This window comes from Nitrospirillum guaranorum (assembly GCF_034653275.1).
GTDB lineage: Bacteria > Pseudomonadota > Alphaproteobacteria > Azospirillales > Azospirillaceae > Nitrospirillum.
On the sequence record NZ_JAYEES010000003.1, the window covers coordinates 1,051,180 to 1,064,139 of the forward strand.

General features: G+C 67.1%; 10 protein-coding genes. 6 read left to right on the forward strand and 4 right to left on the reverse strand.

What is annotated here, in order from left to right:
• Positions 1–117 precede the first annotated feature (117 nt).
• Positions 118–543: a F0F1 ATP synthase subunit epsilon gene (locus UAJ10_RS13730; RefSeq protein WP_322915861.1), complete on the forward strand. Its 426-nt coding sequence runs from the start codon at positions 118–120 to the stop codon at positions 541–543.
• Between the two features lie 410 nt (positions 544–953).
• Positions 954–1,814: a ferritin-like domain-containing protein gene (locus tag UAJ10_RS13735; protein WP_322915862.1), complete on the forward strand. Its 861-nt coding sequence runs from the start codon at positions 954–956 to the stop codon at positions 1,812–1,814.
• 71 nt (positions 1,815–1,885) lie between these two features.
• On the opposite strand, the gene UAJ10_RS13740 is transcribed toward UAJ10_RS13735, so the two are convergent.
• Positions 1,886–2,362: an RNA pyrophosphohydrolase gene (locus tag UAJ10_RS13740; protein WP_322915863.1), complete on the reverse strand. Its 477-nt coding sequence runs from the start codon at positions 2,360–2,362 to the stop codon at positions 1,886–1,888.
• A gap of 417 nt (positions 2,363–2,779) precedes the next feature.
• Between UAJ10_RS13740 and UAJ10_RS13745 the strand changes: the two genes are divergently transcribed.
• Complete coding sequence (locus UAJ10_RS13745) at positions 2,780–6,265, forward strand: indolepyruvate ferredoxin oxidoreductase family protein (protein WP_322915864.1); 3,486 nt, start codon at positions 2,780–2,782, stop codon at positions 6,263–6,265.
• Between the two features lie 100 nt (positions 6,266–6,365).
• A complete protein-coding gene (locus UAJ10_RS13750) occupies positions 6,366–7,598 on the forward strand; it encodes a threonine ammonia-lyase (protein ID WP_322915865.1) in 1,233 nt (410 codons plus the stop codon).
• Positions 7,599–7,631: 33 nt separating this feature from the next.
• On the opposite strand, the gene folB is transcribed toward UAJ10_RS13750, so the two are convergent.
• The 3 genes from folB to UAJ10_RS13765 form a co-directional block, all read right to left on the reverse strand.
• Positions 7,632–8,072: a dihydroneopterin aldolase gene (gene folB, locus UAJ10_RS13755; RefSeq protein WP_322915866.1), complete on the reverse strand. Its 441-nt coding sequence runs from the start codon at positions 8,070–8,072 to the stop codon at positions 7,632–7,634.
• Between the two features lie 44 nt (positions 8,073–8,116).
• Positions 8,117–9,154 carry a site-specific DNA-methyltransferase gene (locus UAJ10_RS13760; RefSeq protein ID WP_246130165.1) on the reverse strand — a complete coding sequence of 346 codons (1,038 nt, stop codon included), beginning with the start codon at positions 9,152–9,154 and terminating at the stop codon, positions 8,117–8,119.
• 197 nt (positions 9,155–9,351) lie between these two features.
• Entirely contained in the window at positions 9,352–10,017 is a 666-nt protein-coding gene (locus UAJ10_RS13765; protein WP_416235393.1) for a ribonuclease HII, read from the reverse strand.
• Between the two features lie 229 nt (positions 10,018–10,246).
• On the opposite strand from UAJ10_RS13765, the gene hemN reads away from it, so the two are divergent.
• Together hemN and UAJ10_RS13775 are read left to right on the forward strand one after the other, a co-directional pair.
• Positions 10,247–11,653, forward strand: a complete 1,407-nt coding sequence (gene hemN / locus UAJ10_RS13770; RefSeq protein WP_322915867.1) for an oxygen-independent coproporphyrinogen III oxidase — start codon at positions 10,247–10,249, stop codon at positions 11,651–11,653.
• A gap of 624 nt (positions 11,654–12,277) precedes the next feature.
• Positions 12,278–12,940 carry an energy transducer TonB gene (locus UAJ10_RS13775; protein WP_322915868.1) on the forward strand — a complete coding sequence of 221 codons (663 nt, stop codon included), beginning with the start codon at positions 12,278–12,280 and terminating at the stop codon, positions 12,938–12,940.
• The last annotated feature ends 20 nt before the right edge of the window (positions 12,941–12,960 follow it).

Sequence of the window (12,960 nt, forward strand, 5' to 3'; positions counted from 1 at the left end):
CCTGACGTGTACCAGGACGGAAGGGGCGTGCCCCTTCCGTCCGTTTTCTTACCCGTGCGGTCGGTCGCAAGGCCGTGAATCGCACGACTGAACAAGTCGCTGAACGGAAGCCCCATCATGGCCGATAAGGTTGAATTCGAGCTGGTGTCGCCGGAAAAGCTGCTGGTTTCCCAGCCGGTCGACATGGTGGTCGTCCCGGGCACTGAAGGCTACCTGGGCGCCCTGCCGGGCCACGCGCCCCTGATCACCACGCTGAAGCCGGGCGTCATCGACATCTACCTCGATGGCATCACCACCATCAGCAACCGCATCTTCGTCGCCGGCGGCTTCGCCGAGGTGACCGAGACGCGCTGCACCGTGCTGGCGGAAGAGGCGATCGAGGTCGCGGCCCTGGACCGTGCGGCCGTGGAGCAGCAGGTGAAGGATCTGGCGGAGGACGTGGCCGACGCCGCCACCGACGTCGAGAAGCGCGCCGCCGAGGCGAAGCTGCTGGTCGCCCAGGCCAAGCTGGAAGCCCTCGGCACCGGCCCGGCCGCCCACTAAGGGTTGGTCTCGGGTAGTTGAGAGCGAATCGCAAGGGTCCGAAGGGGGCTAGGACATCGTGCCTAGCCCCCTTCGCCCTTAGGCAGACCGCCTAGGACGTAAGCCCAGCCCCTTGATTTAGCACAATAGTTCCACCCTTGACGGGTGGGCATTTTGCCGATCGGCGGCATCGTGCTAGCTTGGCGCCTTGCCGAGCTTGGCGGGTGTTACGAATTTGTGGCATACCGGCCGGTGGGGCGTCGCGAAAAGCCCGCCGGCTTTCTTGTTTCCGGGCGGACCTTTTCGAATTGAGTGGGGTTCGATCGTCGCAGTGGGGGCACGGCGGCGGCATCGGGCCCGTATAATGGTCATCGGATGCCGGCACCCGGAAGCGAAGGCGCCGGCCCTGGGGCACGAAGAACGGAACGCGCATGGCAGACGTCAACGGCACGGAATCTCAGACTACGGACTCCCGCAACGGTCATTGGACGGTTGCCGGCCTGCCCTGGGACAAGCTGGACCGGTCCAAGGTCAACCCCGATATCCTGAAGCTCATCAAGGCCGCCGCCTTGGTGGAGTACAACGGTGACAGCTACGCCGACTACCTGTGCAATGTCTTCGCCGACAACGCGGAGTTTTGCCGGACGGCCCGCCAGTGGGCGGTTGAGGAAGTGCAGCATGGCGAGGCCCTGGGCGCCTGGGCCGAGCGCGTGGACCCCAGCTGGAACTTCCAGGCGGCGGTGAAACGCTTCCGCGAAGGCTACAAGATCGACATCGACGTCAGCCAGTCGGTGCGCGGCTCCCGCGCCGGTGAACTGGTGGCGCGCTGCATCGTCGAAACCGGCACCAGCAGCTATTACACCGCCCTGGCCGAGGCCACGGATGAGCCGGTGCTGAAGCAGATCTGCCGCCACATCGCGGCCGATGAATTCCGGCACTACAAGCTGTTCTACGATTACCTGGGCGATTATCTGACCCAGGAGCGCCTGGGCAAGTTCGGCCGCCTGCGCATCTCCCTCTCGCGCATCAACGAGACGGAGGATGATGAGCTGTCCTTCGCCTATCACGCCGCCAACAATGACGAGGGCGCGCCCTATCACCGCGAGACGGCCTTCGCCAACTACGTGCGCCGGGCCTACAGCTATTACCGTCCCCACCACTTGGACCGCATGGTCGCCATGGTGTTCAAGGCCAGCGGCCTGAAGCCCCAAGGCTGGCTGCACGACGTGGCCTCGCGCTACGCCTACAAGCGCATGATGAAGAAGGCTGGCGTGCCGCCCCTGGCCGCCTGAAGACGTTTCCTCGCGTTGGAAAAGAAGACGCCGCCCAGGGCAACCCGGGCGGCGTTTCTGCTTTTACAGCCTCAAACCAGGTGTCGGAAGGCGGCCACCACTTGCGTGTAGATGTCGCGCTTGAAGGGGACGATCAGGTCGACCGTCCGTTCCAGCGGCACCCATTGCCAGGCGTCGAACTCGGGGTGCTCGGTGTCCAGGTTGATGTCGCCGTCCTGGCCGGTGAAACGGCAGGCCAGCCACTTCTGCTTCTGGCCACGGTACTTGCCCTTCCATGCCACGCCCACCAGTTCGGGCGGCAGGTCGTAGCGCAGCCACTCGGCCGTTTCCTCCAGGATCGTGGCGTGGTCGGTGCCGATTTCCTCCATCAGTTCGCGCAGGCCGGCTTCCGCCGCCGTCTCGCCCTTGTCGATGCCGCCCTGGGGCATCTGCCAGGCGCCAGGGGTGTCACGCCGCTGGCCGACGAACACCAGGCCTTGGGCGTTCAGCAGACAGATGCCGACACAGGGGCGGTAGGGCAGGGTGCTGGGATCGACCGGCTTCGTCATGGGGCGGGCTCTTCGGAAGGGAAACTGGCGGCAGACTAACGGGTGAGGGCGAGCCAAGCCAGTATGGCGCCCGAGTCGCGGTGCGGAAAAACGGCGGTCGGACGCGAAGAGGGGCGACCTGCGATAGCGTGCCGATGGCGCGCGTAAGGATAGAACCCAAATGGCGGCCGGCGGGAACGAGTTGGCGCGATTGCTGCGGTGCTTCCGACAGGAAATATGTCAGCATATATGACCTATTTTCGGCCGAGCGCATCCCTGCTTAGATGCCACGGTAAGCCGAGGGAACATCGGCGCCGGACCTTGCGGACCCCCAGGCCGCGAGACACCGTTCCTTGGGAAGGCCGCGACCCGACCGCATCGGGCGATGGCCTGCAAGGCAAGGCAGGGGACCAGTTTCACCCGAGTGGGAGATGCGTTATGACGCTGGCCGCCGTTACCCTCGATGACAAGTACGTCCTGCGGGACGGCCGGGTCTATATGACCGGAACCCAGGCGTTGGTGCGCCTGCCCATGCTGATGCGCGACCGCGACCGCGCGGCGGGCCTGAACACCTCCGGCTTCATCTCGGGCTATCGCGGCTCCCCCCTGGGCGCTTACGACCAGGCGCTATGGCAGGCGCGCAAGCACCTGGCCCGCCACAACATCCATTTCCAGCCGGGCGTGAACGAGGAACTGGGCGCCACCGCCGTCTGGGGCAGCCAGCAGGTCAACCTGTTCAAGGGCGCCAAGGTCGATGGCGTGTTCGGCATCTGGTACGGCAAGGGCCCCGGCGTCGACCGCTCGCTGGACGCGCTGAAGCACGCCAACTTCGCCGGCACCAGCCGCCACGGCGGCGTGTTGGCCATCGCTGGCGACGACCACGCCTCCAAATCCTCCACCCTGCCGCACCAGTCGGACCACGCCTTCATCCACGCCTTCATGCCGGTGATGAGCCCGGCCGGCGTGCAGGAGTTCCTGGACTACGGCCTGATCGGCTGGGAGATGTCGCGCTATTCCGGCTGCTGGGTCGGCTTCACCGCCCTGGCCGACACCATCGACACCTCCGCCATCGTGCGGGTGCCCGACATCACCAGCGGCGTGGTGCTGCCGGCCGATTTCGAGATGCCACCGGGCCGCCTGAACATCCGCCTGCACGACACGCCGCTGATCCAGGAAGACCGCATGATCCAGTGGAAGCTGGACGCGGCGCGCGCCTTCGCGCGGGCCAACCGCCTGGACAAGGTCATCCTGGGGGCCGCCAAGCCCCGCCTGGGCATCGTCACCGTTGGCAAATCCTATCTGGACGTGCGCCAGGCCCTGGATGAGCTGGGCATCAATGCCGAGATGGCGGCGGATTTAGGCATCGCCATCTTCAAGGTGGCCATGACCTGGCCGCTGGAACCCCATGGCATCCGCGAATTCGCCGAGAGCGCTGAAGAGCTGCTGGTGGTGGAGGAGAAGCGCGCCCTGATCGAGGCGCAGCTGAAGGAACAGCTGTACAACTGGGATCGTCGCCCCCGCATCCTGGGCAAGACGGATGAGGACGGCCGCCCCCTACTGTCGGAAAAGGCGGAGCTGTCGCCCACCACCATCGCCCTGGCGCTCGCCGGCCGCATGGCCAAGCTGGGCATCATGGTCGACAGGGTGGCGGAGCGGGTGAGCGCCTTGGAGGCGCAGCTGCGCCCCTCCGCCTCGGCCAGCACCGTGGTCCGGGCTCCCTTCTACTGCTCTGGCTGCCCGCACAACACCTCAACCCACCTGCCCGAGGGCAGCCGCGGCCTGGCCGGCATCGGCTGCCACTACATGGTGACGTGGATGGGCCGCAACACCGACGTCTTCAGCCAGATGGGCGGCGAGGGCGTGCACTGGATCGGCCAGTCGCCCTTCGCGGGGGAGGAGCATGTCTTCGCCAATTTGGGCGACGGCACCTACTTCCACTCCGGCATCCTGGCGGTGCGCGCCTCGGTCGCGGCCAAGGTCAACATCACCTACAAGATCCTCTACAACGACGCCGTCGCCATGACCGGCGGCCAGAAGGTGGACGGCAGCCTGTCCGTGCACCAGATCGCCCGTCAGCTGGAGGCCGAGGGGGTGGAGCGCATCGTCGTGGTCAGCGACGATCCGGAAAAGTATGGCTTGGGCCAGGGCTTGCCAGCCTTCACCACCATCGAGCACCGCGACGACCTGGACCGGGTGCAGCGCGAGATGCGCGAGATCAAGGGCGTCAGCGTCCTGATCTATGAACAGACCTGCGCCGCCGAGAAGCGCCGCCGCCGCAAGCGCGGCACCTTCCCCGACCCGGCCCGCCGGGTGGTGGTGAACGAGCTGGTGTGCGAGGGCTGCGGCGACTGCTCGGCCAAGTCCTCCTGCCTGTCCGTCGTGCCGGTGGAGACAGAGTTCGGCCGCAAGCGCCAGATCGACCAGTCCAGCTGCAACAAGGACTTTTCCTGCCTCAAGGGCTTCTGCCCCAGCTTCGTGACGGTGGAGGGCGGCTCTCTGCGCAAGCCCAAGCCCGCCGGTGGCAAGACCGATGCCTTCGAGGCTCTGCCGGAGCCGGCGCGCCGGCCCCTGGACCGTCCCTGGAACATCCTGGTGACGGGCGTGGGCGGCACCGGTGTGGTCACCATCGGCGCCATCGTCGCCATGGCCGCCCACCTGGAAAGCAGGGGCTGCACCGTCCTGGACATGGCCGGTCTGGCGCAGAAGGGCGGGGCGGTCACCAGCCACCTGCGCATCGCCGAGCGGCCGGAGGACATCCATGCCACCCGCATCGCCGCCGGCGGCGCCGACGTGGTGTTGGGCTGCGACATCGTGGTGGCGGCCAATGCCGACGCCCTGACCAAGATGGCCAAGGGCCGCACCCACGCCATCCTGAACACCCACGAGGCCATCACCGCCGCCTTCGTCACCAACCCCGATTTCCAGATGAACGGCGGGTCCATGGTGGCGACCGTGGCCAAGGCCTGCGGCGCCGATGCCGTCAACGCCGTGGACGCCACCCGCATCGCCACCGGCCTGCTGGGCGACAGCATCGCCACCAACCTGTTCATGCTGGGCTATGCCTACCAGAAGGGCCTGGTGCCGGTCAGCGCCGAGGCGCTTGAGAAGGCCATCGAGATGAATGGTGCCGCGGTGAAGATGAACACCGACGCCTTCCGCTGGGGCCGCCGCGCCGCCCTGGACCAGGCGGCGGTTGAGAAGATCGCCACGCCCAAGGGTCCGGCGGCCGACCAGCCCCACCGCCGCCTGTCGCAGACGCTGGACGAGGTCATCGCGCGCCGCGCCGCCTTCCTGACCGATTATCAGGACGCGGCGTACGCCGACGCCTATCGCCAGCTGGTGGCCCAGGTGTGGTCGGCGGAGACGGCCAAGGTGCCGGGCGCCGACCAGCTGACCGAGGCCGTGGCCCGCACGCTGTTCAAGCTGATGGCCTACAAGGACGAATACGAGGTGGCGCGCCTCTACACCCAGACCGGCTTCCTGGATCAGGTGCGCCAGCAGTTCCAGGGCGACTACAAGCTGGTCTTCCACCTGGCCCCGCCCACCGCGTCCCATGCCGACCCGGCCACGGGTGAGATGCGCAAGCGCGCCTTCGGCCCCTGGATGCTGACGGCCTTCCGCCTGCTGGCCCGCCTGAAGGGGCTGCGCGGCACCGCCCTGGATGTCTTCGGCCGCACGGCCGAGCGCCGCATGGAACGCCAGCTGATCGTGGACTTCCGCGCCACGGTGGCGGAACTGCTGGCCGGCCTGTCGGAGGACAACCACGGCTTGGCGGTGGAGATCGCCGAGCTGCCGCAGAAGATCCGCGGCTACGGCCACGTCAAGGAGAAGGCCTACGCCGAGGTGAAGGCCAAGGAAGAGGCGCTGCTGCGCGATTGGCGCACCGGCACGCCCGGTCAGTCCACGTCCCTGGCGGCCGAGTAAGGATCAAGCGAAGCGGCCCGCGACAAATCCCCTGTCGCGGGCCGTTGCTTGAGGTCTATGGTTGGCGCCCTCAAGGACGCCTTTCTCAAGGACAGATCTCATGGATAACAGCGCGGGCGTGGACAAGGTCACCCTGGAGGATGTGCGGGCGGCGGCCCTGGCGCTGGGCGGCCAGGTGATCGACACCCCCTGCATTCCCTCGCGCACCCTGTCGCGCATCGCCGGCTGCGAAATCTGGGTGAAGTTCGAGAACCTGCAGTTCACCGCCAGCTTCAAGGAACGCGGCGCGCTGAACCGCCTCTTGTCCCTGACGGAGGAGGAGCGCCGGCGCGGCGTCATCGCCATGTCGGCCGGCAACCACGCCCAGGGTGTCGCCTACCACGCCGGCCGCCTGGGCATCCCCGCCACCATCGTGATGCCCGAGGGCACCCCCTTCATCAAGGTGGAGCATACGGAGAACTTCGGCGCCAAGGTGGTGCTGAAGGGCGCTGTGCTGGCGGAAGCGGCGGCGGAGGCCGAACGCCTGCAGCAGGAACACGGCTATGTCTTCGTCCACCCTTATGACGATCCGCTGGTCATCGCCGGCCAGGGCACGGTGGCGCTGGAGATGCTGAACGCCGCCCCCGACCTGGACGTGCTGCTGGTGCCGGTGGGCGGCGGCGGCCTGATATCCGGCATGGCCATCGCCGCCAAGGCGCGCAAGCCCGATATCGAGGTCATCGGCGTCGAGGTCACGGCCTACCCGCCCATGTACCAGGCCCTGCACAACCTGCCGGTCAGCGTGGGCGGCGACACCATCGCCGAGGGCATCGCCGTCAAGAACGTGGGCGCCACCACGCTGGAGATCGTCCGGAAAAAGGTCGACGACATCATCCTGGTGGAGGATTGGGAGGTGGAGCGGGCCGTGGCCCTGTTCCTGAACATCGAGAAGACGGTATCGGAAGGGGCGGGCGCCGCGGGCCTGGCCGCCGCCCTGAAGCATCCGGAGCGCTTCGCCGGCCGCAAGGTGGGCCTGGTGCTGTCCGGCGGCAACATCGACAGCCGCGTGCTGGCCAGCGTCATCCTGCGCCAGCTGGTGCGCGAGGGCCGCATCGTCACCCTGCGCGTGGTCATTCCCGACCGGCCGGGCGCCCTGGGCCGCATCACCACCCTGATCGGCGAGGCCGGCGGCAACATCATCGAGGCGGTGCACCAGCGCCTGTTCAGCACCGCCAACGTCAAGGCCACCGACATCGACATCACGGTCGAATGCCGCTCCGCCAACCACGCCGGCCGGGTGGTCGAGGCGCTGCGCAGCAACGGCTTCCAGGTCAAGGCCTTGGCGGGGGAGTGAACGCCACCCGTTTCTTGTCGCGGCCGCTGAATCTCACCCCCGCTGGCGGGTGATCTCGATCCCGGCGGAGGCGGCGTCGGGGAAGACGTCCAGCTTTTCCACCCGCACCGTGACGCTGTGCACCCGGCCATCGGCCAGCAGGCGCTGGGCCACCGTTTCGGCGAAGGTCTCCACCAGGTTCAGGTGCCCCTGGGCCGCCAGCTCGCGGACGATGGTGACGCCGTCCTCGTACGACACCACGTCGGCGATGTCGTCACGGCGTGCGCCCAACCGGTCCAGCACCATCATGTCCATGTTCACCCGCAGGCGCTGGGCCTGACGTTTCTCATGGTTATAGATGCCGACGGTGGCCATCACCACCAGGTCGCGCACGAAGATGCGGGCCAGGGCGGGGGGATTGGCCGCCGAGGGGAGAACCTGGGCGGGCGCGGCCTTGGCGGCCGTGCCCGTCACTTGGGCGAAGAGCTTGTTCATGGGCCGCTCCTCTACCACCGCCGGCCGGGGCGGGGAAGGGCCGCTCAGTGCATCTCGGCGATGACGCGCTGGCGCAGCATGTCGATGGGGGCCAACTGGCCGCCCTCGACATAGTGCCAGAAGGTCCAGCCGTTGCAGGCCGGCAGGCCCTGCATGGCCGCACCCACCTTGTGGATTGAGCCATTGTGCTCACCCAGGTGGTTGGCGCCCACCAGGGTGCCGTCGGCCTTGATGCGGGCGCTGTGGCGGCGGCGGGTGTCATAGAGGGTGGTGCCGGGCTGCAGCAGGCCGCGCTCCACCAGCCAGCCGAAGGGCACGCGCGGCTGGGCGCGCTTGGACGGCGGCTCCAGCAATTCGGCCTCGGCCGCGGGCTCCACCGCCGCGATGCGCGACAGGGCGACCTCGGCGTAGGTCTTCTCCCGCTCGATGCCGATCCAGTTGCGGCGCAGGCGCTTGGCCACGGCCCCCGTGGTGCCGGTGCCGAAGAACGGGTCCAGCACCGTGTCGCCCACGCGGGTGGAGCTGGACAGCACGCGGTACAGCAGGGCCTCCGGCTTCTGGGTGGGGTGGGCTTTGTTGCCGTCGGCGTCGCGCAGGCGCTCCGACCCCGTGCACAGGGGGAACAGCCAGTCGCTGCGCATCTGCAGCTCTTCGTTCAGGTTCTTCATCGCCTCATAGGCGAAGAAGTACTTCGCGTCCTGCGACTTGGCCGCCCAGATCATGGTCTCGTGGGCGTTGGTGAAGCGCTTGCCCCTGAAGTTGGGCATGGGGTTGGTCTTGCGCCAGATGATGTCGTTCAGGATCCAGTAGCCCAGGTCCTGCAGGATGGCGCCCACGCGGAAGATGTTGTGGTAGCTGCCGATGACCCACAGCGTGCCGTCGTCCTTCAGGGCGTGGCGGGCGGCGGCCAGCCAGTCGCGGGTGAAGCGGTCGTAGGTGGCGAAGTCGGCGAAGCGGTCCCATTCCTCGTCCACGCCGTCGACGCGGGTGTGGTTGGGGCGCATCAGGTCGCCCGACAGCTGCAGGTTATAGGGCGGGTCGGCGAACACCATGTCGACCGATCCGGCCGGCAGACCCTGCATCAGGGAAACGCAGTCGCCCACAAGTATCCGGTTGGCGGGCGCCGCCTCCCGCACCTTGGACTTGGTCTTGGAGTCAGTACGGGTTTCCGTGGTCTTCAACATGGGGAATATTCGCCGAATCGGGGGTTGATTTTTGCCGACAATGAGTTGGCCCCGAGTCGCCGTCAATGTAATTTTTTAGGCAAGAGTCAGTAGAGTCAAAGGTTTAGAGCCAATTGTTCTGAGATTGGAGCAAATGTACGGCGGTGAGCGGGCGTGACCCCCAACATCTTGATTGCGTCACGATGTTCGGCCGTGCCGTAACCGGCGTTGCGTTCCCACCCGTAACCGGGGTGCGACAGGGCCAGATCCGCCATCAGACGGTCGCGGGTGACCTTGGCGATGATCGACGCGGCGGCGATGGACAGGCTCAGCGCGTCGCCGCTGACCAAGGTGGTGATGCGGGGACAGGGCAGGGCCACCGGGCGCTGGTTGCCGTCCACAAGGGCGGTCAGGGGGGCGGGGCCGCCATCGGCCGCCAAGGCCTCCACCGCCCGCCGCATGGCCAGGAAGGTCGCCTGCAGGATGTTGACGGTGTCGATCTCCTCCACCGTGCTGATGCCCACGCCCACGCGGGCGTTGGCCCGGATGGCGTCGAACAGCGCGTCGCGGGCGGCGGCCGTCAGCTTCTTGCTGTCGTTGATGCCGGCGCACCAGGATGGCGCCTCCCTGCTGCCGGGGGGGCAGACGGGCAGGATGACGGCGGCGGCGACCACCGGGCCGGCCAGGGGCCCGCGCCCGGCCTCGTCCACGCCGCAGACCAGGCTGTCATGGGCGTGGCCGGCGTCCAGCTCCGGCCGCAGGGTGGGCGGTCCCAACTGTATGATAATTTCGGAGGCGGGCTTGCGGGGGCGGGGCATCGTTCACAGCTTATGCTCGGGCGTGGCCGTCATGATGGCCGACCGCCCCCCTCGCGGGCAAGCTTTGGACCTCCGGGAATGAGGGGGCCGGGAATGAGGAGAGGTTGAGGCAGATCATTTTGCCACCGACGCATCGGGCGCAGCATGCGTCCGTCCTCAAGCCGTCCCCCACATCGTCCGCCAGGTCCGCCCCATGCGCCCCGATCTCGTCGCCAAGTACCGCAACCAGCGCGTCCCCCGGTACACCAGCTATCCGCCGTCGCCGCAGTTCAGCGCCGCGGTCACGGCCGACGACTACCGCCGCTGGCTGGGGCAGTTGACGGCGGCCGACACCCTGTCCCTCTACCTGCATGTCCCTTTCTGCCGCAGCATGTGCTGGTACTGCGGCTGCCACACCACCGTGGTCAACCATGAGGCGCCCATCCGCCGCTATCAGGCCGCCCTGGAGGCGGAGATCGACGCCGTGGCGGCGGCGCTGGTCCCCGACTCTACGCTGTCCAGGGGGGGCGGGACGCCGCCCGTCACCCACATCCATTTCGGGGGCGGCACGCCCACCCTGCTGCCCCCCGACGCCTTCCTGTCGCTCATGGACCGGCTGACCCAGCGCTTCGGCCGGCCGGCGGCCACGGCGGAGATCGCGGTGGAGATCGACCCCCGCACCCTGATCCCGGCCATGGCGGCGGCGTTGGGGCAGGCGGGCGTCACCCGGGCCAGCCTGGGCGTGCAAAGCTTTGACGACCGGGTGCAGCGGGCCATCAACCGGGTGCAGCCCTACGCCGCCACGGCGGAGGCGGTCGCCCGCCTGCGCCAGGCCGGCATCGGCGGTATCAACCTGGACCTGATCTATGGCCTGCCCCACCAGACGGTGGACAGCTGCGTCCAATCCGTGGCCCAGGCCCTGGAGCTGGCGCCCGACCGGCTCAGCGTCTTCGGCTATGCCCACATGCCGTCGCTGAAGGCCCATCAGGGCCGCATCGAGACGTCCGCCCTGCCGGGCGCCATCCAGCGGACCGAGCAGGCCGCCGCCATGGCGGCGGCGCTGGAGGCGGCGGGCTATGTCGCCATCGGCCTGGACCACTACGCCCGCAAGGACGACGTGATGGCCACGGCCTACGCCGCCGGCCGGCTGAAACGCAATTTCCAGGGCTATACCGTCGACACGGCCACGGCGCTGCTGGGCTTCGGCGCCTCCGCCATCGGCCGCACGCGCGGGGGATATATCCAGAACAAGGTGGAGGTGCCCGCCTACCTTAAGGCGTGGGAAGCCCATGCGGAGGGGCGCGGCGCGGCCTGGGCGGTGGCCAAGGGGCTGGCGCTCAGCGATGACGATAGGCTGCGCGCGGACATCATCGAACAGTTGATGTGCCGCTTTTCGGTGGACTTAAGCGATACCTGCCGCCGCCACGGAGGTTCTTTGGAAGAGATCCTGACCCCTGCGACCCGCCACGCCTTGGCCGCGCTTGCCGACGATGATATGATTATCTGTGATAAAACTAGGGTCGAGGTAAGGGAGGAGGCTCGACCCCTGGTCCGCAGCGTCGCGGTTCTGTTCGATGCCTACTTCGATCCGGAATCGGGACGGCACAGCTATGCCGTGTAGATTTTTTTCAGAATTTTTCAAGATGGGGCGGATCGCCGCGTCCGCGAAACCCATGGTGTTATCGGCCTGCTTTCACAATGTGCCTTAGAAGACTGAAAAGAAACAGTCCCACAGGTTAACGGAGGAGAGTCCCCAAGCCCCTGCTGCAATGCAGCAAAATGGCGATCGTGCCCCGCGAAAGTTGCATGAAATTACGAAGGCCGAGTGGTTTAAGACAGGCAGTGACCGAGAGAGTCATTTCCTGCATACCTGCCGCTTGCGTGCGTCCTAGAAATCGGGCATACGAAAACCCAACAAGGCTCGACTGTGAAGGTCGACGACGATCGCAAGCGGTGTTCAGGTCCCTGAAAAGTGGGCCGTGGTGCTTGGGGCTGGTGTTCGTCAGGTTATGAAATAACCGGATGTGCGCCACGGGTGCCGGATACTGCTTCGCAAATGAATTGGAGGCAGATGTGGGAAGGTCGGTGTTGGTCGACCCCAGGATTGCGTTTCGATGTCCAGGCGGACCCCAGGTCCCGGGCATCACGGATTCCCCCCGTCCTGCCTCCGCTGAATCACTTCCGCTCGGATGCGCCGCGGCGTTTTCCGATGCGGTGTCTTCCTTCGTGATGTGACCGCAGGAAAATGCCTTACACCGCAAAACAATCGTCAAGCAGCCGGTTGATCGGGCTGGTCGCCACAGTCCTGATCCAGGCCGGCATCGTCTACGCTCTCGTCACCGGCCTTGCGAACAAGGTCGTCGAGGTGGTCAAGGGTCCTGTGGAGACCAGGATCATCGAAGAGATCAAGGACGAGACGCCGCCGCCTCCGCCGCCTCCGCCCCCGCCGCCGCAGACCGTTCGGCCGCCGGATTTCGTGCCGCCGGTCGAGGTCAATATCGATACGCCGCCGCCGCCGAACCCGGCCCCGGTGTCGACGACTAAGCCGCCGGTGGTCGTGCCGCCGTCCGCCCCGGTCGCGCCCGCCGCCCCGCCGGCGCCGGCGTCCGTGCCGGTCAAGGTGGACCAGACGTCATTCCAAAAGAGCCCGCCGGAATATCCTTCCGCGTCCTCGCGCCTCGGTGAAGAAGGCCGTGTCGTGTTCGTCGTATACTGTGATGCCAACGGCCGTGTGACGGACGCCAAAGTTCTGGAGTCGAGCGGCCATGATCGCCTCGATGAGGCAGTGGTCAGGCAGGCCCAGCGCGGCGTTTGGAAGTGCTCAGCTGAGCAGCAGGAAGGCAAGGCCGTCGGGACCTGGTCGTCGACCAAGGCTGCCTACCGCTTCCAGCTCAAGGACGCGCGTTAACAGTTCAAGAAAACCGGGGC

Excerpts from the sequence above, each read along its gene's own strand:
- UAJ10_RS13730 (WP_322915861.1), top strand. The coding sequence starts at position 118 with ATGGCCGATAAGGTTGAATTCGAGCTGGTGTCGCCGGAAAAGCTGCTG.
- UAJ10_RS13735 (WP_322915862.1), top strand. The coding sequence starts at position 954 with ATGGCAGACGTCAACGGCACGGAATCTCAGACTACGGACTCCCGCAAC.
- UAJ10_RS13740 (WP_322915863.1), bottom strand. The coding sequence starts at position 2,362 with ATGACGAAGCCGGTCGATCCCAGCACCCTGCCCTACCGCCCCTGTGTC.
- UAJ10_RS13745 (WP_322915864.1), top strand. The coding sequence starts at position 2,780 with ATGACGCTGGCCGCCGTTACCCTCGATGACAAGTACGTCCTGCGGGAC.
- UAJ10_RS13750 (WP_322915865.1), top strand. The coding sequence starts at position 6,366 with ATGGATAACAGCGCGGGCGTGGACAAGGTCACCCTGGAGGATGTGCGG.
- folB (WP_322915866.1), bottom strand. The coding sequence starts at position 8,072 with ATGAACAAGCTCTTCGCCCAAGTGACGGGCACGGCCGCCAAGGCCGCG.
- UAJ10_RS13760 (WP_246130165.1), bottom strand. The coding sequence starts at position 9,154 with ATGCAGGGTCTGCCGGCCGGATCGGTCGACATGGTGTTCGCCGACCCG.
- hemN (WP_322915867.1), top strand. The coding sequence starts at position 10,247 with ATGCGCCCCGATCTCGTCGCCAAGTACCGCAACCAGCGCGTCCCCCGG.
- UAJ10_RS13775 (WP_322915868.1), top strand. The coding sequence starts at position 12,278 with ATGCCTTACACCGCAAAACAATCGTCAAGCAGCCGGTTGATCGGGCTG.